The sequence below is a fragment of the Streptomyces sp. NPDC037410 genome (assembly GCF_055602235.1).
Map to the genome: position 1 here is coordinate 127036 of NZ_JBVJWR010000017.1, position 20711 is coordinate 147746.

General features: G+C 72.6%; 22 protein-coding genes. 12 read left to right on the forward strand and 10 right to left on the reverse strand.

Annotated features, from left to right (window positions below; genetic code table 11):
* Nucleotides 1-15: 15 nt before the first annotated feature.
* On the forward strand, nucleotides 16-516 hold the full coding sequence (locus ACZ7HT_RS26425; RefSeq protein ID WP_471170546.1) for a MarR family winged helix-turn-helix transcriptional regulator: 501 nt from the start codon (nucleotides 16-18) through the stop codon (nucleotides 514-516).
* A gap of 6 nt (nucleotides 517-522) precedes the next feature.
* Here ACZ7HT_RS26425 and ACZ7HT_RS26430 read toward each other — a convergent pair whose 3' ends face one another.
* Both ACZ7HT_RS26430 and ACZ7HT_RS26435 read right to left on the reverse strand, forming a co-directional pair.
* A complete protein-coding gene (locus ACZ7HT_RS26430; RefSeq protein WP_471170547.1) occupies nucleotides 523-1194 on the reverse strand; it encodes a response regulator transcription factor in 672 nt (223 codons plus the stop codon).
* A complete protein-coding gene (locus ACZ7HT_RS26435; RefSeq protein WP_471170549.1) occupies nucleotides 1191-2351 on the reverse strand; it encodes a sensor histidine kinase in 1161 nt (386 codons plus the stop codon). Before ACZ7HT_RS26435 ends, ACZ7HT_RS26430 begins: the two co-directional genes overlap by 4 nt.
* A 118-nt stretch (nucleotides 2352-2469) precedes the next feature.
* Here ACZ7HT_RS26435 and ACZ7HT_RS26440 point away from each other — a divergent pair, with 118 nt between their 5' ends.
* Nucleotides 2470-4005: a hypothetical protein gene (locus ACZ7HT_RS26440; protein ID WP_471170551.1), complete on the forward strand. Its 1536-nt coding sequence runs from the start codon at nucleotides 2470-2472 to the stop codon at nucleotides 4003-4005.
* 262 nt (nucleotides 4006-4267) lie between these two features.
* Nucleotides 4268-5884, forward strand: a complete 1617-nt coding sequence (locus tag ACZ7HT_RS26445; RefSeq protein ID WP_471170552.1) for a TROVE domain-containing protein — start codon at nucleotides 4268-4270, stop codon at nucleotides 5882-5884.
* Nucleotides 5885-5896: 12 nt separating this feature from the next.
* Here the strand turns inward: ACZ7HT_RS26445 and ACZ7HT_RS26450 are convergent, their stop codons facing one another.
* Nucleotides 5897-7447: a serine hydrolase gene (locus tag ACZ7HT_RS26450; RefSeq protein ID WP_471170554.1), complete on the reverse strand. Its 1551-nt coding sequence runs from the start codon at nucleotides 7445-7447 to the stop codon at nucleotides 5897-5899.
* A gap of 84 nt (nucleotides 7448-7531) precedes the next feature.
* Here ACZ7HT_RS26450 and ACZ7HT_RS26455 point away from each other — a divergent pair, with 84 nt between their 5' ends.
* The gene (locus ACZ7HT_RS26455; protein ID WP_471170555.1) at nucleotides 7532-8329 is read left to right on the forward strand and encodes a thymidylate synthase; all 798 of its coding nucleotides are present in this window, start codon (nucleotides 7532-7534) and stop codon (nucleotides 8327-8329) included.
* Between the two features lie 8 nt (nucleotides 8330-8337).
* On the forward strand, nucleotides 8338-8844 hold the full coding sequence (locus tag ACZ7HT_RS26460; protein WP_471170646.1) for a dihydrofolate reductase: 507 nt from the start codon (nucleotides 8338-8340) through the stop codon (nucleotides 8842-8844).
* A 16-nt stretch (nucleotides 8845-8860) separates the two neighbouring features.
* On the opposite strand, the gene ACZ7HT_RS26465 is transcribed toward ACZ7HT_RS26460, so the two are convergent.
* From ACZ7HT_RS26465 to ACZ7HT_RS26485, 5 genes are all read right to left on the reverse strand, one after another.
* On the reverse strand, nucleotides 8861-9865 hold the full coding sequence (locus ACZ7HT_RS26465) for a HEAT repeat domain-containing protein (protein WP_471170556.1): 1005 nt from the start codon (nucleotides 9863-9865) through the stop codon (nucleotides 8861-8863).
* Nucleotides 9866-9896: 31 nt separating this feature from the next.
* Complete coding sequence (locus tag ACZ7HT_RS26470; protein ID WP_471170557.1) at nucleotides 9897-10556, reverse strand: HEAT repeat domain-containing protein; 660 nt, start codon at nucleotides 10554-10556, stop codon at nucleotides 9897-9899.
* Nucleotides 10557-10646: 90 nt separating this feature from the next.
* Complete coding sequence (locus tag ACZ7HT_RS26475) at nucleotides 10647-11174, reverse strand: NUDIX hydrolase family protein (protein ID WP_471170647.1); 528 nt, start codon at nucleotides 11172-11174, stop codon at nucleotides 10647-10649.
* Nucleotides 11175-11277: 103 nt separating this feature from the next.
* Nucleotides 11278-11661, reverse strand: a complete 384-nt coding sequence (locus tag ACZ7HT_RS26480) for a VOC family protein (RefSeq protein WP_471170558.1) — start codon at nucleotides 11659-11661, stop codon at nucleotides 11278-11280.
* Nucleotides 11662-11756: 95 nt separating this feature from the next.
* A complete protein-coding gene (locus tag ACZ7HT_RS26485) occupies nucleotides 11757-12506 on the reverse strand; it encodes a GntR family transcriptional regulator (protein WP_471170560.1) in 750 nt (249 codons plus the stop codon).
* A 315-nt stretch (nucleotides 12507-12821) separates the two neighbouring features.
* On the opposite strand from ACZ7HT_RS26485, the gene ACZ7HT_RS26490 reads away from it, so the two are divergent.
* The 6 genes from ACZ7HT_RS26490 (at nucleotide 12822) to ACZ7HT_RS26515 (ending at nucleotide 18416) form a co-directional block, all read left to right on the forward strand.
* The gene (locus ACZ7HT_RS26490) at nucleotides 12822-13934 is read left to right on the forward strand and encodes an ABC transporter substrate-binding protein (protein ID WP_471170648.1); all 1113 of its coding nucleotides are present in this window, start codon (nucleotides 12822-12824) and stop codon (nucleotides 13932-13934) included.
* Nucleotides 13934-14827 carry an ABC transporter permease gene (locus ACZ7HT_RS26495; protein ID WP_471170562.1) on the forward strand — a complete coding sequence of 298 codons (894 nt, stop codon included), beginning with the start codon at nucleotides 13934-13936 and terminating at the stop codon, nucleotides 14825-14827. The genes ACZ7HT_RS26490 and ACZ7HT_RS26495 overlap by 1 nt, the downstream gene beginning before the upstream one ends.
* The gene (locus tag ACZ7HT_RS26500; protein ID WP_471170563.1) at nucleotides 14815-15738 is read left to right on the forward strand and encodes an ABC transporter permease; all 924 of its coding nucleotides are present in this window, start codon (nucleotides 14815-14817) and stop codon (nucleotides 15736-15738) included. The genes ACZ7HT_RS26495 and ACZ7HT_RS26500 overlap by 13 nt, the downstream gene beginning before the upstream one ends.
* Nucleotides 15739-15741: 3 nt before the next feature.
* Nucleotides 15742-16827: an ABC transporter ATP-binding protein gene (locus ACZ7HT_RS26505; protein WP_471170564.1), complete on the forward strand. Its 1086-nt coding sequence runs from the start codon at nucleotides 15742-15744 to the stop codon at nucleotides 16825-16827.
* Entirely contained in the window at nucleotides 16824-17519 is a 696-nt protein-coding gene (locus ACZ7HT_RS26510) for an HAD family hydrolase (RefSeq protein WP_471170565.1), read from the forward strand. Before ACZ7HT_RS26505 ends, ACZ7HT_RS26510 begins: the two co-directional genes overlap by 4 nt.
* 87 nt (nucleotides 17520-17606) lie before the next feature.
* Complete coding sequence (locus tag ACZ7HT_RS26515; RefSeq protein ID WP_471170566.1) at nucleotides 17607-18416, forward strand: alpha/beta fold hydrolase; 810 nt, start codon at nucleotides 17607-17609, stop codon at nucleotides 18414-18416.
* Between the two features lie 51 nt (nucleotides 18417-18467).
* On the opposite strand, the gene ACZ7HT_RS26520 is transcribed toward ACZ7HT_RS26515, so the two are convergent.
* Nucleotides 18468-19004, reverse strand: coding sequence for a hypothetical protein (locus ACZ7HT_RS26520; protein ID WP_471170567.1), 537 nt, complete (start codon nucleotides 19002-19004; stop codon nucleotides 18468-18470).
* A gap of 161 nt (nucleotides 19005-19165) precedes the next feature.
* Here ACZ7HT_RS26520 and ACZ7HT_RS26525 point away from each other — a divergent pair, with 161 nt between their 5' ends.
* Entirely contained in the window at nucleotides 19166-19987 is an 822-nt protein-coding gene (locus ACZ7HT_RS26525) for an SDR family oxidoreductase (protein ID WP_471170569.1), read from the forward strand.
* An 18-nt stretch (nucleotides 19988-20005) separates the two neighbouring features.
* Here the strand turns inward: ACZ7HT_RS26525 and ACZ7HT_RS26530 are convergent, their stop codons facing one another.
* A complete protein-coding gene (locus ACZ7HT_RS26530; protein ID WP_471170570.1) occupies nucleotides 20006-20554 on the reverse strand; it encodes a GNAT family N-acetyltransferase in 549 nt (182 codons plus the stop codon).
* Nucleotides 20555-20711 lie beyond the last annotated feature (157 nt).

The window sequence follows — 20711 nt, forward strand, 5'->3', positions numbered from 1 at the left end:
AGATAGAGTGAAGAGATGGAGTCCGACGCCATCGCCGCCATCGTCGATCAGTGGAAACGAGAGCGCCCCGATCTGGACGCGACGCCGATGCTCGTCGTCGGCCGGCTCTTCCGGCTCACCCACGCCCTCGACCAGCAACTGCGTCCGCCCTTCGCTGCCGCAGGCCTCGGAAGCGGCGACTTCGACCTGCTCGCCGCACTCCGGCGGGCCGGCGAGCCGTACGCCCTGTCCGCGGGCGACCTCAGCCGCACCGCCCTCGTCACCACCGGCGCCATCACCAAGCGCGTCGACCGGCTCGAAGCCCGCGGTCTCGTCGCCAGGACCGTCGACGAGACCGACTCCCGCGGACGCCTCATCACCCTCACCGGCGAAGGCGTCGCCCTGACCGACGAGCTCATCGCCGTCCATCTCGACAACCAGCGCCGGCTCCTCGCCGGGCTCGGCCCGGACGAACAGGCCCACCTCGCGGAGCTGTTGGAGCGGCTCGCCCGCACCATGAGGGTGAGCGACGGCTGAGCCCCCTCAGCCTGCCTGAGCGTCCGCGATGCGGTAGCCCACCCCCGTCGTCGTCGCGATGACCGGCGGGCCGCCCAGCTTCCTGCGCAGCCGCCCGACGGTGACGGTCACCGTGTTCGTGAACGGATCGGCGTTCTCGTCCCACACCTGCTCCAGGAGGTCCTCGGCGCTCAGGAACCCCGGACTGGCCCGCAGGAGCGCCTCCAGGACGGCGAACTCCTTGACGGACAGGGCGAGCGGGCGGCCGTCCCGGAGGGCGGTGCGGCGTACCGGGTCGAGTTCGACACCGGCCGCGCGCAGCGTGCGGGCGCGGGCGGCCGGCCTGCGGCGGGCCAGGGACCGGATGCGCAGCACCAGTTCGGGGAAGTGGAAGGGCTTGGCGAGGTAGTCGTCGGCCCCGAGCGTGAGACCGCTGACCCGGTCGCCGGGCGCCCCGGCCGCCGTCAGCATCAGCACCATCGGACGGTCGTCCCGCCCGGTGATCATCTGGCAGAGCGCGTCACCGTGGATGCCGGGCAGATCCCGGTCGAGGAGCACCACGTCGTACGCGTTCACATCGAGCTTGGCCGCGGCCTCAAGACCGTCGTGCGCGAGGTCGACGGCCATCCCCTGGTCCCGCAGTCCCTCCGCGACGACCTCGGCGAGCGACCCCGCGTCCTCCACGACCAGAATCCTCACGCCGTCACCTCCGCCCGCAGCGTGTCATGGTCCGGGGCGGCCGACGGCAGCGTCACCGTGACGCGCAGGCCACCCTCCGGACGGGCCAGGAGCACGAGGCGGCCGCCGTGCGCACCGACGATCGCCGCCACGATCGACAGGCCCAGGCCCGAACTCGCCTCCGATCCGGTACGGGCGGCGCCCAGCCGTTCGAACGGCCTTCCCAACCGGTCGACCTCGCCCTGGTCCAGTACCCGCCCGCCGGTCTCGACGACCAGCCGCGCGCCGGTGCCGCCGTCGCCGCCGGTGGTGACCCGGATCCAGCCGCTCTCCTCGTTGTGCGCGATCGCGTTGTCCACGAGGTTCTGCACCATCCGGGACAGCAGAGCCGCACTGCCCCGCGTCCGGACCGCCCGCCCCACCTCGGCGTGGACCTCCAGGGACTTCGCCGCGATGTCGGGGGCACGGGCGTCCAGCGCCTCCCGCGCCAGGCCGTCCAGCGCCACGAGCGTCCGGTCGGCGAAGGCGCCGTGCTCGGCGCGGGCGAGCAGGAGGAAGCCGTCGAGCAGGTGGTCCACGCGGTCGAGTTCGGTCCGCAGACGACCGGCGAGCGCGAGGGTCTGCGCGGCCGGATCGGGCTTGGCGACGGCCACGTCGAGCGAGGCCCGCATCGTCGCCAGCGGTGTACGCAGCTCGTGCGAGGCGTTGCCGACGAAGCGGCGCTGCGCGACGAACGAGGCCTCAAGGCGTTCGAGGAGGCCGTCGACGGTGTCGGCGAGCTCCTTCACCTCGTCGGCGGGCCCGGTCACGGCCAGCCGCTCGTGCAGGTTCTCCGCGGAGATCCGCCGCGTCGCCGCCGTGATGAGCCGCAGCGGGCGCAGGACCCGGCCTGCCAGGACGTGGCCGAGTACGAGAGAGAGCCCCGCCATCACCACCAGGGCGAAGAGCGAGGCGAGGACCCACCTGCGCTCCTGCTGCCCGTGCACGTCCGCGAGCTGCGCCTGCAGCTCGCGGATCTGCTGCTGGGCGGTCAGGGGGTCGGCGGACGGGTCCGCGGGTGCGGAGAGCCGGACCCCGGTCATCAGATACGTCAGGGCGAGCAGCACGATCCCGGACCCGAGGAACCCCCCGGCGTACAGAAGGGTGAAGCGCCGTCCGACCGTTCCGCCCCGCAGCATGCCCGTGCTCCTCCTCGCGCCCGTATGTGGCCGCGACCAGCATGCCCCGCCGTACCTGACAGCGAGATGACAGGCACGGTTCGGACCACGTCATGCCGGCCTCCGTACAACCGTGGTCATGTCATCGACCCACACGATCCTCCGCGCGGTCCACCGGGAGTGGACCGCCTTCCGCCGTCCCGGCCGGCTGATCGCCATGGCGAGCGCCGCCCTCGCCGTCATCGTCCTCGGCCTGCTGTACGCGTTCGGCAACCACGCCTCCTGCGACGGCCTCTGTGACGCCCCTCCGGCCGGGCCCGACGGCGCCCTCGTGCACGACCAGTTCTCCTTCCTGCACCGGGACCTGGGCGAGAGCGGCGGCATCACGGTCCGGCTGACGTCCATGACGGGCACCATCACCTACCCGCCGCCGCACCACGACCAGATCGTCCCGGGCCTCGTGCCCTGGGCGAAGGCCGGGATCGTCATCAAGGACGGTGTGCGCCCGGGAGCCTCGTACGCGGCGCTGATGGTCACCGGCAGCCACGGCGTGCGCATGCAGTACGACTACCGCCACGACGTCGCGGGCGGCGGCGCCGGGGTCTCGGCCCGGGCCCCGCGCTGGCTGCGGCTGACCCGGTCGGGCGACACCGTCACGGGCTACGAGTCCGCCGACGGCCGGCGCTGGACGAAGGTCGGCACGGCACGCCTCCCGGGGCTGCCCCCGACCGCGCAGATCGGCCTGTTCGCCACCTCGCCCGGTGACCTGAGCCTACGCCCCGTCGGCCTCGGCGGCGCCACGGAGCAGGTGCGCTGGACCCAGGCCGTCGGCGTCTTCGACCACGTCGGCGACCAGGGCGCCGACCCGGCCGCACGATGGCGGAGCGACACCGTCGGCGAGGCGAACCGGACGGACTGGGAGAAGCGCAACCGGCCCGCCGGCGCGGTCGTGAAGAACGGCACGATCACCGTCACCGGTTCCGGCGACATCGGTCCGGCGGGCGCCGAGGACGGCGCCCGCCCCGCGGAGAGCACCCTGGGCGGCCTGGCCCTCGCGCTGCTCGTCGTCCTCGTGGTCGCGGTGCGGCTCGCCACCTCCGCACACCGCCGCGAAGCCACCGGGGGAGCGCCGGTCACCCGCGGGGAACTCGCGGCGAAGGCGATCGTCCTGGCAGCCGTCACCTTCTGCACCGGCCTCCTCGCCCTCGGCGTCGTGATGCCCGTCGGCATGGCGGTCCTGAAGGGGAACGGCATCCCCGTCAGCGAGGTGTCCGCGCTCACCGAAGCCCGTGTCGTCGCGGGCACGGCCGCCGCGCTCGCCCTCGCCGCCGTCCTCGCCCTCGCGCTGGGCGCCCTGCTGCGACGCGCCTGGACCACGATCCCCGCCGCCGTCCTGACGACCCTGCTCCCGTACGGGGTGACGTCGTTCCCGCTGCTCCCCGACGGCCTGTCGGAGTGGCTTCTGCGCGTCACCCCGGCCGCCGGCTTCGCCACGCGGCAGACCCTCGTCGCCTACCCGCAGGTGACCGCCCACTACGTGCCCTCCGCCGGCTACTTCCCGCTTCCCTGGTGGGCGGGCATCGCCGTCCTGGGCGGGTACGCGGCGCTGCTTCTGGGCCTCGCCCTGCGCCGACGCCGGGCGGGCGAGGCGCGGCGATCGGCGGCGTGGCGATAATCGCTGGTGCGACGGTCGCGGTGCCTTGTACGTTGGCTCCGCGACCGCGCCTCCGATGCGCCCGGCTGCGGCTACTTCCTTCCGAAACCAAGTGACGCCGCCGCCTCTTCTGATCTCGGCAGGCGCGGGCGCGTCCGCCCCACCGGGCCCGGCGCCCGGGGGGCCCGCCCCGCCCTCGTCGTGGCCGGGGCCGTCCGATCCTTTGAATCCGGGGGATTCACTGCCTCGTCACACCCCACGCGTCTCCAAGGTCTGGTCCGAGATGCTCGTGGCCCCGCACGTCTCGGCCGCCGCCCGCGCCATGCCCCCGTCGTCGTCGCCGCTCCACCAGAGCCCCGCCGGACCGGAGTTCCGCACCTACGCCTCCGGTCCGGCCTTCGTCCGGGAGCCCCGCGACGAGCTCTTCCTCCTCGCCGTCGGCAACTTCGTCTCGCAGCAGACCTTCTACGAGAGCGGCGAGGAACGGGACGCCCGCTTCACCCGGCTCGTCGGCGAACTCGCCGTCGAGTACCCCGAGTGGACGGCAGGTCTGCTGCGCTGGCTGCGCGCCGAAGGCAACATGCGGACGGCGTCCCTGGTGGGCGCCGCCGCGTACGTACGGGCCCGGCTTGAGGCCGGGGCGTCCGGGGGCCCGTCCCACCGGTCCGTGATCGACTCCGTGCTCCAGCGCGCCGACGAGCCCGGCATACTGCTCGCCCACTGGATCTCGGCGTACGGGCGCAAGGTGCCGCAGCCCGTGAAGCGGGGCATCGCCGACGGCGTACGCCGCCTCTACACCTCCCGGTCCCTGCTCAAGTACGACACCGCCGCGAAGGGTCTCCGGGGGTTCCGCTTCGGCGACGTGCTCAACCTGGTGCACGCCTCACCCGACCCGGCCGAACCCTGGCAGGGCGCGCTCTTCCGGTACGCCCTGGACCGCCGCCACCACCCGGAGCGGGCAGTTCCGCCGACCTGCGACCACCTCCTGACCGCTCACCGCGAGCTCATGGAGACGCCCGTGGCCGAGCGGCGGGCCGTGGTGACCGGGCCGGGCGGCTCCGCACGCCTCGCCGCGGCGGGCATGACGTGGGAGGCCCTGGCGGGCTGGCTCCACGGCCCGATGGACGCCGCCGTCTGGGAGGCCGTGATCCCCGCGATGGGGTCGATGGCGCTCCTGAGGAACCTGCGGAACTTCGACGAGGCGGGAGTCTCGGACGAGGTCGCCGCCCTCGTCGCCGGGCGCCTCTCGGACGCCGCCGAGGTCGCCCGGTCGCGGCAGTTCCCCTTCCGCTACCTGGCAGCGCACCAGCACGCGCCGTCGCCGCGCTGGGCGGCCCCGCTGGAACGGGCCCTGGGCCACTCCCTGGCCAACGTCCCGGTCCTGCCCGGCCGGACCCTGATCCTGGTGGACCGGTCCGACTCCATGTTCTGGGACACCGTGTCCGAGCGGTCCAGGCTGACCCGCGCCGACGCGGCGGCCGTGTTCGGCACCGCGCTGGCCATGCGGGCCGAGCAGGCGGATCTGGTGGAGTTCGGCTGGGGCAGCGCCGAGGTGCCGTTCACACCGGGCGAGCCGGTGCTCGACGTGCTCAAGCGCTTCCGGAGCCTCGGAGGTACGTACACCACGAAGGCGATCCGGAAGCACTACCGGGAGCACGACCGGGTCCTGATCGTCACCGACGAGCAGGCCGCCGCCTACGAGCCCGCCGGACCGACCGAACCCGTCCCGGCCGACATCCCGGTCTACACCTGGAACCTGGCCGGTTACCGGCCCGCCCACGGCCCCACGGGCCCCCACCGCCACACCTTCGGCGGCCTCACGGACGCCGCCTTCCGCATGGTCGGCCTCATCGAGGCGGGCCGCGAGGCCACCTGGCCCTGGTGGGGACTCAGCATGTGAGCCGCGCCGGCCTCATGTGCCGTCGGCGCGGGTGAACGTGCCCAGGCCCTCGTGGTTCAGGTATTCGACGGTGAAGGACTTGCCCTCCGGGGTGAAGGTGACCCCGGTGGGACCGATGGCGTTCTCGCCGGCCGTCTGGAAGCTGAACGTGTTGCCGTCGTAGTGCGTGAGCCGGTACGACTGCGGCTTCGGGCCCAGTTGGAGGGTCAGCGTGCCGTCCGTGCCCGCGACGACCTTCGCGGGGCCGTAGTAGGAGTTCTCGAACGTGCCCGCGTACGTGTCGGCGGCCTGCGCGGGCGCCGCGCCGGACGGCGGGTGGGCGTAGTCGGTCTTCGACCGGAGCGCGTCCGTCTGCTGCTGGTACACCGAGTCCACGAGCGGGATCCAGTCACGGCTGACCTGGCCGGTCTGCGCGATGTCGAAGAAGTCGAGGGCGACGGCGTCGGCGACCCCGACCGGTGAGGCGTTGGTCAGGACGACGATGCCGAGCTGCTCGCCGGGCAGCATCGTCACGTTGGTGTGCGCGCCCAGCTCGAACCCTCCGGTGTGCGAGAGCCTCAGCCGGCCCTCGTCGTCGTAACTCACGTTCCAGCCCAGGCCGTAGAAGCCGGTCCGGCCGGCCGGGGCGTGCGGCGGGTTCGAGACCGCCTCTGGCCAGTGGGTGCGCTCCAGGGCCTCGGCGTTGACGATCTGCTTGCCGTCCAGCTTGCCGTTGCCGAGCTGGAGCTTCAGCCACGTGGTCATGTCACGTGCGGTGGAGCTGACGCCGCCGGCGGGGGACTGGGCGTCCGGATTCCGTACGAACTCGGCCTTCCAGGCGCCGTCGACCTTGGCGTGGCCCCAGGCCCGGTCGGTGGCGTTCGCGAAGTCGTCGAACCGGGAACTGGTGGAGTTCATGCCGGCCGGCTTGTAGAGGACGTCGCCGGAGAGCTTCTCCCAGGACACGCCCTTCTCGTTGGCGACCGCCTGGGCGGCGGCCGTGAGGCCGAAGTTGGTGTACGCGTAGCTGGCACGGAACGGGGTGAGGGGCTCGTAGCGCAGATGGGACAGGATGTACGCGCGGTCGTAGCCGAGGTCTTCGAGCAGGTCACCCGCGTGGTCGGGAAGACCGCTGCGGTGCGCGAACAGGTCGGCGGCCGTCACGTGGGAGGTGACCCACGGGTCCTTGAGCGCGAAGTCCGGCAGGTTCGGGGCGACCGGCTTCGCCCAGCCGTCGACACCGATGGCCCCGGACATCACGGTGGAGGCGACCGGCTTCGACACGGAGGCCAGCTGGAACACGGTGTCGGCATCGATGGTGGCACTCTCGCCCACCTTCCGTACGCCGAAGCCCTTCAGGTAGATCACCTTGCCGTCGTGGACGACCCCGACGGCGACGCCCGGCACACCGGTGCGTTGCATGGCGTCCTTGACGACTCCGTCGAGCTGGTCGACGGCGCGTTGCACTTCCGCGTCGTCGAGCTGGGGCGGGGGTTGCGGGGGAGGCGGCGTGGGGCTGGGTGCTGCGGCGCCTACAAGCGCCGCCGCCAGCCCTGCCGCGGCAAGCCATCGAACGGTGCTCATATCTCCATTCAAAGGTCTGCGACGAGGTCTGTCGCGCGCTGCCGGGTCGGGGTCGCTCCGTGGCCGGCGGTAGACTCGACGACCGTGGCGGATACCCAGTACGAAGACTTGTTGAAAATGGTGCTCACCTCCGGAACGGCCAAGGCCGACCGGACGGGCACGGGCACCCGGAGTGTCTTCGGACACCAGCTCCGCTACGACCTCTCGCAGGGCTTCCCGCTGGTCACCACCAAGAAGGTGCACCTCAAGTCCATCGTGTACGAGCTGCTGTGGTTCCTCCGCGGCGACTCGAACGTCGGCTGGCTCCAGGAGAACGGCGTCAGCATCTGGGACGAGTGGGCCGACGACAAGGGCGAGCTCGGCCCCGTCTACGGCGTGCAGTGGCGCTCCTGGCCCACCCCCGACGGCCGGCACATCGACCAGATCAGCCAGGTCCTCGACACGCTGCGGAAGGACCCGGACTCCCGCCGGATGATCGTGTCCGCCTGGAACGTCGCCGAGCTCGACCGGATGGCGCTCGCCCCGTGCCACGCCTTCTTCCAGTTCTACGTGGCGGACGGCAGGCTCTCCTGCCAGCTCTACCAGCGCAGCGCCGACCTCTTCCTCGGCGTGCCGTTCAACATCGCCAGTTACGCCCTGCTCACCCACATGGTGGCCCAGCAGACCGGCCTCGAACCGGGCGACTTCATCTGGACCGGCGGTGACTGCCACATCTACGACAACCACGTGGAGCAGGTCACCGAGCAGCTCTCGCGGACGCCGTACGAGTTCCCCGAGCTGAAGCTGCACAAGGCCGCCTCGCTGTTCGACTACGCCTACTCCGACGTGGAGATCGTGGGCTACCGGCACCACCCGGCGATCAAGGCCCCGGTCGCCGTATGAGTACGGGTGTGAACATCGGGCTCATCTGGGCGCAGACCACCGACGGCGTCATCGGCGCCGACAACGCCATCCCGTGGCGGCTCCCCGAGGACATGGCGCACTTCAAGGCGACCACCCTCGGCCACCCCGTGATCATGGGCCGCAAGACCTGGGACTCGCTGCCCCCCCGCTTCCGCCCCCTCGTCGGCCGCCGCAACATCGTGGTGACGCGCGACGCGGAGTGGACGGCCGAGGGCGCGGAGCGCGCCGGATCCATCGAGGCGGCGCTCGACCTGGCCGCCGGGTCTCGGGAGCCGAGCGGCGAGGCCGCCGCCTGGGTGATCGGCGGTGGCGAGATCTACCGTGCCACCCTGCCCCACGCCACGACGCTCTCGGTGACGGAGGTCGACAGCCCGACGGCCGGCGACACCTACGCCCCGGTCCTCGACGCCGACTGGCAGCTCTCGGAGGACACCGGCTGGCGGGACTCCACGAGCGGCCTGCGCTACCGCATCCGCCGGTACGAGCGCCCGTAACCGGCCGTAACGTCCGTCAGCGTTCCTCACGGATCCCCAGGATGTACGTGGCGGTCAGCGCGACCGCGCGGTCCTCGTCCTGGGACAGGTCCGCGAGGGCGTGTGACGCCGTGCTGCCCGGGATGTCCGCGAGGGCCTGGACGAGGCGGAGGCGCGCGGGCGGCCGCGTGCCGTCGTCGGCGAGGCGGTCCACGAGCAGGCCGGTGATCCGGTCCGCGAGCGCGGGACGGCTCGCCAGGGCGCCCAGCGCTTCGGCCGCGGGCACGTCGTTCGCCTCCTCGACGATCATGTCGAGGAGCGTGGGGACGGCCTCGTCCGCGCCCCGTAGCCCCAGCTCCAGGGCCGCGTACCGCCGGACCGCGAGGTCGGGGGCCGCGAGCGCCTCCCGCAGCAGCTCCGTCGCCCGGTCGCCGGGGATCTCCGCGATGGACCGGACGGCACGTGTCCGCACCTCGGCCCGCGGCGAGCCGAGGCCACGGGCGAGGAGCGGCAGCCCGGCCTCGCCCGATCGTGCGAGGGCCCAGCGCAGGGCCCCCGCCACGCTCGGGTCCGTCTCGCTCAGCACCGCCTCGGCCAGTGCCTCCACCGGCACCGGCGCCTCCTCGGCCGAGGACAGGGCCGCGCGCTGCCGCGTCTCGGGGCTCTTCGACCCGAGGGCCTGGAGGAGCGCGACGATCTGGAGGACGTCCTGCCAGCCGGCGGGTTCCGCGGAGTCGATCCGGCGCAGCCGCGTGAGCAGCTCCGTCTCGGCCGCGATGCGTGCGCGGGTCTGCCGGAGGAGGTCGGCGACGAGTTCCGCGGGCGCGAAACCGGGATCGTCGAGCGCGCGCCCGACCTCGCGCAGCGAGAGCCCCAGGGAGCGCAGGCTCTCGACGTGGAAGACGCGCCGGATGTCCGCGTCGGAGTACTCCCGGTAGCCGCCGCCCGTACGACCCGTAGGCCGCACCAGGCCGAGCGACTCGTAGTGGCGGAGCATGCGGGCACTGACCCCGGAGTGCCGCGCGACGTCACCGATCAACACTGCCTGTCACTCCTCCTGGCCGGTCGTCCTGTCAGTCGTTCGGTCCGAGGGCCACGATCCGCTTCGCCTCTTCGACCGCGAAGTCGAAGCCGGCATCCGGGTCGCGCGAGAGCTTCTCCGTGGCGATCGCGTGCCGGCGGACGCGGGGGCGGGCATCCGACAGGGCCGCTTGCAGGACCGGAGCCATCGCCTCACCGAGTGCGATCAGCGCCCGGCTCAGGCTCAGCTGCGTCTCCCGCCCGCCCCGCCCGAGCCCGCTCGCCAGCGTTCCCGCCAGTTCCGGCTCCTCGCCTTCGGGTACGAGCACGACGGCCGCCCGCCAGGCGCTGCGCGCCACCTCGTCGTCGGCGTCGGTCAGGAGCTCCCGGGTGATCGCGGGCCAGGCCCGCGCGTCCCCGATCTTGGACAGGGTGTGCAGGGCCTGACTGCGCGCCTGGGCCCGGTCCGAGCGGAGCTCGCCGAGGAGCAGGGGGAGCGTCAGCGCCGAGGCGTGGCGGGTGAGGGCCCAGGTGAGCATCTCGCGGACCTGGAAGTCGGGCTCGACCGCGCACCGCCCGACGAGCTCGTCGACGTACCGCGCGTCGGGTGCCGTGCCCACCGCGAGCGCCGCCCGCAGCCGGACCGACGCGCTGTCGTCGCCGAGCCCCCGCAGAGCTCGCATCGCCGTCGTGCCCTCGTTCGTCATGGTCATCGGGACCACCTCCTGGGCCACAGTGAAGACCTTGTCACCGTGTCAAGGTCAAACGAGGCCGCGGGGGCGGCCCTGCGGGGGGAGCGGGGTTCAGTAGGTCTGACCGACGTGGGCGAGGGCCTGCTTGAGGAGCGTTCCCTGGCCGCCCGGCATCTCGTTCTGCACGGTCGGGGAGGCCGCTTCCTGCGGGCTGAACCAGACCAGGTCGAGGGCGTCCTGCCGGGGGCGGCAGTCGCCGGCGACCGGGACGATGTACGCGAGGGACACGGCGTGCTGGCGCGGGTCGTGGTAGGCGGTGACACCGGCCGTGGGGAAGTACTCGGCGACGGTGAAGGGCTGCAGGGAGGCGGGGACGCGGGGCAGGGCCACGGGCCCGAGGTCCTTCTCCAGGTGGCGGAGGAGTGCGTCACGGACCCGCTCGTGGTACATGACACGGCCGGACACCAGGGTGCGGCTGATCGTTCCCTCCGCGCCGATCCGCAGGAGCAGCCCGATGCTGGTGACCTCGCCGCTGTCGTCCACGCGCACGGGGACGGCCTCGACGTACAGGATCGGCATCTGCGCTCTGGCGGTGCCCAGTTCGTCCGCGGTCAGCCAGCCGGGCGTGGTCTCAGTCATGTCAGACATCGCTTGATCATACTTTCCGGGTCGCGCTTCGGCCCCGGGCAGCGTGTCTGCCAGCCGGGTGGGAGTTCGGGGTGGCCGCCGTGCGGGGAGGCCGTCAGAGGGGCTCGATCCGGGTCCGCAGCAGGCAGAACTCGTTGCCCTCCGGGTCGGCGAGGACGTACCAGCTGACGGTGACGTCCTGGCCGACGTCGGCGGGCTTGGCGCCGAGGGCGAGCAGGCGCTCCAGCTCCGCGTCCTGATCGCGGTCGGTGGCGTTGACGTCGAGGTGCAGGGGAAGCTTCCCGGCCCGCGGGTCGCTGCTGAGGCTGAGGAGCAGGGTGGGCTGCGGCCCGCCCCAGCCGGCGCCGGGCGGTCCGATCTGGATGCTTCCGTCGTCCTCCCGGCCGATCTCGACGTACCCGAGGACCTCGCTCCAGAACGCGGCGAGCCGCTCGGGGTCGGCGCAGTCGAGGACCAGTTCGGTGATGCGGCATGCCATGCCCGTCAGTGTACGTCCGGAGCGATGATCACACACCGTCAGATACGCATGGCGCGGGCCGGGTTGGAGTGTCACGTCAGTCTCCGCCGAGCGCGTCACATCAGCAGGGAGCCGGGGTCCCTGACGAGAGGGGCGGTGCCCACCGAGTTGCTGACGTTGAAGGTGACGCTTCCCGCGCGGTAGCGGTCCTCGGTCCATTCGATCGGGCGGCCGTCCTGGTTGCTCGTCAGGTGGCGCTGGCGCAGCAGCGGGCTGCCGCGGCGGACGCGCAGCAGGCGGGCGTCGTCGCTCCCGGCGGGGACGGCGTCGATGAGGTGCTCGCCGTAGTGGGCGATGATCCCCGCGTCCTCGGCCATGCTGTCCATGATGGAGGCGCAGTCGACGGGCAGGGACTCGACGCTGGGCGCGACCCACTCCGCGTACGCGGTGCGTTCCAGCATCACCGGCTCGTCGTCGAGGTAGCGCAGCCGCAGGACGTCCAGGACCGCGGCTCCCTCCGGGAGCCCGAGGCGGCGCGCCTCCTCGGGCGTGGCGCGGCGGCGCTCGCGGTGGAGGAAGCGGCTCGCCGACCGGTAGCCCATGGTGCGGGCCCACTGGGCGAAGCTGTGGAGCTCGGCGAAGCTGTGCCGGCGTTCCCGGCGGAGCACGATGCGCCGGGCGCCCTGGCGGGAGCCGATGATGCCCTCCGCGGTGAGCAGGGCGACGGCCTGGCGCACCGTGCCGCGTGAGGCGGACCAGCGGTCGGCGAGGTCGCTCTCGGAGGGCAGACGGGCGCCGACGGGGTACTCGCCGTTGAGGATCGAGCGGCGGAGTTCCTCCGCGATCTCCACGTACAGCGTCGTCACAATGCCCCCATATCGTCCCTGGCTGTGCGCAGCACGTCACGGCGTGTGCTGACCAGGCACCCACCCTAACCCGGCGATCGGGCACCGGATCGCCCTCCCGGTTCACCTCAAGTCCACGGACGTCACCCGGGGTTCACAGCAACCGGCTCTTCCGGGAGGCGTCCGGATCCAGCCATGTCCCGTTCATTTTCCGGACAGGAAGTGCGGGCGAACTAAGGGCGTCTTGTTCAGACAAGTTCCGTCCCTCGCTTCAGTCGCTCCATTTGCTTCTGGGAGAAACCCGTGCGCAGAACCCCCGTCCGCGGCGCCGCATTCCTGCTCGGTGCCGTCGTCCTGACCACCGTCACCGCCTGTGGTGCCGCTCCCGAGGGCGCCGGCGGCGCCGAGGGCGCGAAGTCGGCCACCGCGGCGTCGGCCAAGGACTTCGGAGGCATGGACGCCCTCGTCAAGGCGGCGAAGCAGGAAGGCGCGCTGCACGTCATCGCGCTGCCGCCGGACTGGGCCAACTACGGCGAGATGATCAAGGCCTTCGAGGCGAAGTACGGGATCAAGGTCGAGAGCGAGAACCCGGACGCCGCCAGCGCCGACGAGATCGCCGCCGTCAAGTCCCGCAAGGGCCAGAAGCGCGCCCCCGACGTCCTCGACCTGGGCATCGCCTTCGCCCGCAGCGGCGCCGAGGAGGGCCTGTTCGCCCCGTACAAGGTCGAGGCCTGGGGCAAGATCCCCGACGCGCAGAAGGACGCGGACGGCCGCTGGTACAACGACTACGGCGGCTACGTCTCCATCGGCTGCGACGCCAAGCGGATCCCGAACTGCCCGAAGACCTTCGCGGACCTCCTCAAGCCCGAGTACAAGGGCAAGGTCGCCCTCAACGGCAACCCGACCAAGTCCGGCTCCGCCTTCGGCGGCGTGTACGCGGCCGGCCTCGCCAACAAGGGCTCCTTCGCGGACATCCAGCCCGGCATCGACTTCTTCGGCACGCTGAAGAAGAGCGGCAACTTCATCCCTGTCGAGTCCACCCCCGCCACGGTCGAGAAGGGCGAGACGCCCATCAGCATCGACTGGGACTACCTCAACGCCGGCTACGCCGACCAGTTCAAGGGCAAGGGCGTCGACTGGCAGGTCGCCGTCCCGACCGACGGCGTGTACGCCCAGTTCTACTCCCAGGCCGTCAACAAGGACGCCCCGCACCCCGCCGCCGCCCGCCTGTGGATGGAGTTCCTCTACAGCACCGAGGGCCAGAACCTCTGGCTCAAGGGATACGCCCGCCCCGTCCTGCTGCCGGCCATGACCACCGACGGCACCGCCGACAAGACGCTCCTGGCCAAGCTCCCCGAGGTCGAGGGCACCCCCTCCTTCCCGGCCTCCGCCGAGCTCGACAAGGCCAAGGCCACTCTCGCCGAGAAGTGGGACAAGGCCCTCTCCTGATGTCCTCAGCCACCCCCACCACGGGAACCGCCGGCGGCACCAGCCGCCGGCGGCGCGGCCCCCGCACCTGGCTCGCCGCCCTCCCCCTGCTCGCCTTCACGGCCCTCGCCTTCGGACTGCCCCTCGGCGCCCTCCTGTTCGGCGCCGTCACCCGCACCGATCCGGCCACCGGCGCCACCGCCCTGACCGGCGAGCACCTGAGCCGCTCGCTCCAGGGCCCCTACCTCGGCTCCCTCATCGGCAGCGTGCAACTCTCCGCGCTCACCGCCCTGATCGGCTCGGTCCTCGGCGTCCTCATCGCCCAGGCCGTCGTCACCTCCCGGTCCCAGGCCCTGCGCAGCGCCGTCCTCACCGCCTCCGGCGTCCTCGCCAACTTCGGCGGCGTCCCCCTCGCGTTCGCGTTCATCGCGACCGTCGGCATCTCCGGCGTCGTCACCCAGCTCGCCGACCTGACCAGCCTCGGCTGGAACCTGTACTCCTTCGGCGGCCTCACCGTCGTCTACCTGTACTTCCTCATCCCCCTCATGGTCCTGGTGATCCTGCCCGCCCTCGACGGCCTGCGCCCCCAGTGGCGGGAGGCCGCGCAGAACGCGGGCGCCGGCGGCCGGCAGTACTGGCGCCACGTCGGCATCCCCGTCCTCGCGCCTTCGCTGCTCGGCGGATTCGTGCTGCTCTTCGGCAGCGCCTTCGCCGCCCACGCCACCGCCGCGGCCCTCGTCGGCGGCTCCGTACCGCTGGTCACCCTCAAGATCGCGGACGCCCTCTCCGGCAACGTCATGGTCGGCCAGGAGAACGTCGCCCTCGCCCTCGGCCTCGACATGATCCTGATCGCCGGCCTGGTCATGGCGGTCTACCTCCCCCTCCAGCGCAGGAGCGCCCGATGGCTGCGATGACCCCCACCGCCCCGGACGTCACCCCGGAGTCCGGGACACGCCCGGCGGCCCGGTCCACCGCACCCGTACGGACCCGGCGCCGCCCCCGCGTGTGGCGCGGCCTCGTCCTGGGCCTCGGCGGCGCGTACTTCCTCGTCCCGCTCGTCGCCTCGTTCGTGTTCACCGTGCACACCCCCGGCCAGGGCGTCTCCTTCGAGGCGTACACCGCGCTGCTCTCCGCCGACGGGTTCACCCAGAGCCTGCTGCTCTCCCTCGGCCTCGCCGCCGCCACCATCGCGCTGTCCCTGCTGCTCGCGGTGCCCGCCCTGGTGGCCGTCCGGCTCGGCGCCCCGCGCCTGCGGCCGGTCGTCGAGGTGATGTGCATGCTGCCGCTCGTGGTGCCGCCGATCGCGCTCGTCACCGGCATCAGCACCGTCCTGCGCTGGGGCCCCGACCACCTCTCGCGGACCCCGCTCTACCAGACGTTCCTCGCCGTCCAGAACGAGGACTTCCCCTTCGTCCTGGTCCTCGCGTACACCGTCATGGCCCTGCCGTTCGTGTACCGCTCCCTCGACGCGGGACTGCGCGCCGTCGACGTCCCCACGCTCGTCGAGGCCGCCCGCAACTGCGGAGCCTCCTGGCCGTACGTCATGCTCCGGGTGATCCTGCCCAACCTGCGCTCCTCCCTCGCCGGCGCCGCCTTCCTCACCCTGGCGCTCGTCCTCGGCGAGTTCACCACCGCCTCGATCCTCGGCTTCCGGCCCTTCGCCGTGTGGATCGTCTCCATCTCCGGCGCCCAGGCCCGCATGTCGGTGGCCGTCTCCCTCCTGAGCCTCCTCATCACCTGGGCGCTGCTCCTCGTCCTGTCCCGGGCCGGGACCGCCCCGACCGGCACGCCCGGAGCCCCCCGCACCTCCCGCAAGGAGTCCTGACCCATGACCTCTGCCACAGCGGAACGGACGGAGTCCACCGCCGCCACCGGGGCCCGCGTCGAATTCCGCGGCCTGCGCCGCGCGTTCGGCACCACCACCGCCCTCGACGGACTCGACCTGACCGTCGAACCCGGCGAACTCCTCGCGCTCCTCGGCCCGTCGGGCTGCGGCAAGACCACCGCCCTGCGGGTCCTGGCCGGCTTCGAACGCCCCGACTCCGGCGAGGTCCTCGTCGACGGGGCGGACATCACCCACGTCCCGGCCAACCGCCGCGACGCCGGCATGGTCTTCCAGTCGTACAGCCTCTTCCCCAACCTCACCGCCCGCGACAACGTCGCCTTCGGCCTCCGCGTCCGCAAGGCCAAGACGGCCGAGCGCCACGCCCGCGCCGCCGAACTCCTCGACCTCGTCGGCCTGCCCGAGCACGGCGACCGCTACCCGCACCAGATGTCCGGCGGCCAGCAGCAGCGCGTCGCCCTCGCCCGCGCCCTCGCGCTCCGGCCCCGCGTCCTGCTCCTGGACGAGCCGCTGTCCGCGCTCGACGCCAAGGTCCGGCTCAGCCTCCGCGAGGAGATCCGACGGCTCCAGCTCTCCCTCGGCATCACCACCGTGTTCGTCACCCACGACCAGGAGGAGGCGCTGTCCATGGCGGACCGCGTCGCCGTCCTCAACGCCGGGAAGCTGGAGCAGTGCGCCGCCCCGGCCGAGCTGTACCGCAGGCCCGCGACCGCCTTCGTCGCCGAGTTCGTCGGCACCATGAACCGCCTCCCGGGCCGGCTCACCGACTCCGGACTCGTCGAGGCCGCCGGCAGCCGCCTCCCCGTCGACGGAGACGTCCCCGACGCCCGCGACGTCGAGGTGCTCGTCCGCCCCGAGAACATCACCGTGACCGCCGACACCGAAGGCGAGGCCGTGATCGTCTCCACGTCCTTCTTCGGCTCCGTCACCCGCGTCCACCTCGACCACCGCGGTACGACGGTCAAGGCCGACCTCCCGTCCCGCGACGCCGGCGACCTCACCCCGGGCACCCGCGCCGCCGTCGGCATCGCCCCGCACCCCGCCCTCGTCGTCCCGAGGACGGAGAAGTGAGCGGACTCGCCGCCGTCCTCTTCGACATGGACGGCACCCTCGTCGACACCGAAGTCCTGTGGTGGCAGGTCGTGGAGGAGATCGCCGCCGGGCTCGGACACCGGCTCACCGAGACCGACGCGCCCGAGGTCGTCGGACGCGCCGTCGAGGACACCGCCGCCCACCTCGTACGCACCACCGGCGCGAGCGACCCGGACGGTGTCGCGACCGCACTGACCACCGCCTTCCAGAAGCGCGTCGACGAGGGCGCCCCGATGCGCCCGGGAGCGGACCGCCTCCTCGCCGAACTGCACCGGGCCGGCCTGCCGTTCGCGCTGGTCAGCGCCTCGCCCCGGTCCGTGGTCGACTCGGTCGTCGGCGGCGCGCTCGCGCACGTCCCCTTCGCGCTCACGCTGTCCGCCGACGACACCGTACGGACCAAGCCGCACCCCGACCCGTACCGCGCGGCCGCCCAGCGGCTCGGCGTCCCCGCGGAGGCGTGCGTGGCCGTCGAGGACTCCCCGGACGGAGCGGCCTCGGCCGACGCCGCCGGCTGCGCCGTCCTCGTCGTCCCCTCCCTCCTGCCGGTGCCGCAGGGCCCCGGCCGGATCTTCGCGGACAGCCTCGAGGACGTGACCCTCGACAGCCTGCGCCGCCACGTCCGCGACGGGGCGGCAGCCAGAAGCGCGGCGCCGCAGGGGCACGGCGGCTGATCCGAAGGCGCGCGGCGGGAGCCCCCGACTGTCCCCCCTCACCTCTCCTTCCTATCCTGGAGGAAGGAGAGGTGAGGAGGGCCGCCGATGGCCACCGTCGCCGTGCACAGCGCCGTCCTGGGGGAGGGGCGCCCGACGCTCCCGTACGCGGAGGCCGGCAGTCCAGGGGGCATACCGCTCGTCCTGGTGCACGGCTATCTGGACTCCTGGTGGACGTTCGAGCCGCTGCTGCGCAGCCTGCCTCCCGGCCTGCACGCGTACGCCCCCACCCAGCGGGGCCACGGCGACGCCGACAAGCCGCCCGACGGCTACCTGCCGGAGGACTTCGCCGAGGACCTGGTCGCGTTCCTGGACAGCGTGGGCATCGAGCGGGCCGTGCTGGTCGGCGGATCGAGCGGCGGGGTGCAGGCCCGCATCGTCGCGGGACGGCGACCGGACCGCGTGGCCGGCCTCGTCCTGCTCGGCGTGCCGGCCACACTCGCCGACAAGCCGCAGGTCGCCGCGTTCTGGGAGACCGCACGGGAGTTGCGGGACCCCGTGGATCCCGCACTGGCCACGGACCTCGGCGACGGCCTGACCGCGACCCCCGTGGCACGCGGCTTCCTGAAGACCGTCGCCGACGAGAACCTCAAGGCCCCGGCCCACGTCTGGCGCGAGTCCCTGCGCGGACTCCTGGAGACCGACCTCCGGGCCACCCTCTCGGGGATCCTGGTGCCCACCCTGGTCGTCTGGGGCGACCAGGACCCCGTCCTGACCCGCGAGGACCAGCAGACGATCCTCGACACGATCCCCGACTCCCGCCTCCTGGTCTACGAGGGCGTGGGCCATGTCCCGTACTGGGAGGCCCCGGAGCGCGTACTGCGGGACGTGACGGCCTTCATGGCCGACCGTACGTGAGGACGGCCGAGGGCCGGTACCGGGTCCGCGCCGGCCGGATCGACCGCGGTGTCACTGCCGGTCCGCGCTCGTCAGGGCGTCGGTGACCAGGCGGGTGGCGAAGTCCTCGTCGTCGGTGATCCGGTTGATGACCTCCGCCAGGAGGAACGCGGTGGCCTCCAGGGCGTTCATCTCGTCCCGGGTCCACTCCCCGTACTGCTGACGCCACAGGCTCGGGCTGAGGCCGGTGCCCGCCGCGATGGCCAGGCCGGCCATGGTGGGGACGGCGCCGGGCCGGATGCTGTTCGTCATCCGGAGCGTCGTGGTCACCAGGTTGGGCACGACGTACTCGACCACGTCCTTGTCGTGCTCCTCGCAGGCCGACCGCAGCCACTTCATGTACATGAAGATGATCGTGCACACGCCGTCCAGCAGGTCCTGGGCCCCCGTGGGTCCGAGGGAGGCGGTGAACTGTTCGTCCAGTCTGCGCCGTTCGGGATCGATCTCGGTTCTGCCGTCGTAGATGGCTTTGAGGCGGGGGTCGACCAGCATCATCGCCGCACTCACATCACCGGCGGGGGCGTAGTGGGGGTCGCAGGGCGATGGCACGGGATCCTCCTCGTGTGACCGCGGCGGACGGCATGGGTAAGCCCGTACACTAAACCGCTGACCTGGCCGGGGTCCGGCACATCCCGAGGAAGGCCCCTGAGGGGTGACATCGGCCGGAAGTCCGTACCGCTCGCCGTGCCGTGGGCTTAGCGTGATGCGGCATGACGGTACTGATCGTCGGCGGCAGCGGACATCTCGGCACCGAACTCGTACGCCAGGGGCGAGCGGCGGGCCGGGACACGGCCGCCACCTTCCACACACGCCCGGGTGAGGCACCCGGGGTGCCGTGGCATCGCCTGGACCTGCGTGATCCCGCCCGGCTGCGGGAACTCCTGGACGCGACGGACCCCCGCGCCGTGATCAACGCGAGCAGCGGCGGGGCCGACTGGGCGATCACCGCCGAGGGCGGCGTCCGGCTGGCCCGGATCGCGGCCGAACGTGGCATCCGGCTGGTGCACGTCTCCACCGACGCCGTGTTCGCGGGCCGCTCCGACCCGTACGACGAGACCTGCGAGCCGGACCCGGTCAGCCCGTACGGGGCGGCGAAGGCGACGGCGGAGACCGCCGTACGGCTGCTGTGCGCGGACGCGGTCGTCGCACGGACCTCGCTGATCGTCGGCGACGGCCGGTCCGAGCACGAACGCAGGGTCCGCGACCTGGTGGCGGGCACGCGTCGTGGAGCCCTGTTCACCGACGACGTCCGCTGCCCCGTCCACGTACGGGACCTGGCCGCCGCGCTCTGGGAACTCACCCGGTCCGACGCGAGCGGCGTCTTCCACCTGGCGGGCCCGGAGGCCGTCACCCGGCATGAACTCGGCACGCTCATCGCGCGGCGGGACGGCCTCGACGCGTCACGCCTCGCGACCGGCCGCCGCGCCGAGACCGACCTGCCCGGCGGCCTCCGTATCGTCCTCGACGGCCGTGCGAGCCGGTGCCGCCTTGCCACTCGCCTCAGGGGGGTCCGGGAGTTCCTCGCCGGGTGATGCCAGGGCGCCCTCGGCTCAGACCTCGGGGAGGGACGGATCGGGTGTCCAGGGCTGTGGGGCGTTGACGGCCCAGCGCTCGTGGTCGCGCCAGTCCCCGTCGATGTAGAGATAGGCGGGGGAGACCCCCTCGAAGCGGAAGCCGAGCCGCTGGACCAGGGCCAGGGACGGCTTGTTCCCCGGCTGGATGCAGGCCTCCAGACGGTGGAGCCGCAGTTCGGTGAAGGCGTACCGCAGGGTCAGGGCGAGCCCCTCGGTCATGTAGCCGGACCCGGCGGACGGGGCGAAGGCCGCGTAGCCGAGGGACGCGCCCTGGTACCGGCCCCGGATGACCGAGTTGATGTTGACCATGCCGGCGGCCTCGCCGGTCTCCCGCACGCGTATCAGGAAGCCCAGATTGCTGCCGTCGTCGAAGCGGTGCATCCACTCCTGGAACTCCGCCGCGCTCGCGGGCAGTTGCATCCACGGACGGTGCAGCGCGGAGCTGGCCCGTACGAGCGTGCAGAACTCGTCCTCGTCGGAGTGTGTGAGCGGGTGCAGCGCGACCCGTGGCGTCGTCGTGGGCATGCCCCCACGTTAGGGCACGGGTCACTCTGCGCCCGGGGCCCCCTTCCTCCGGAAGGTGCGGGAGCAGACCTTCTGCGATCGGTGCCGCGGGCGCCGCCGGATCCGCGGCCGTGACGTTTCTCGTGCACTGGCCTCAGCACCGGTGACCGACACGGCA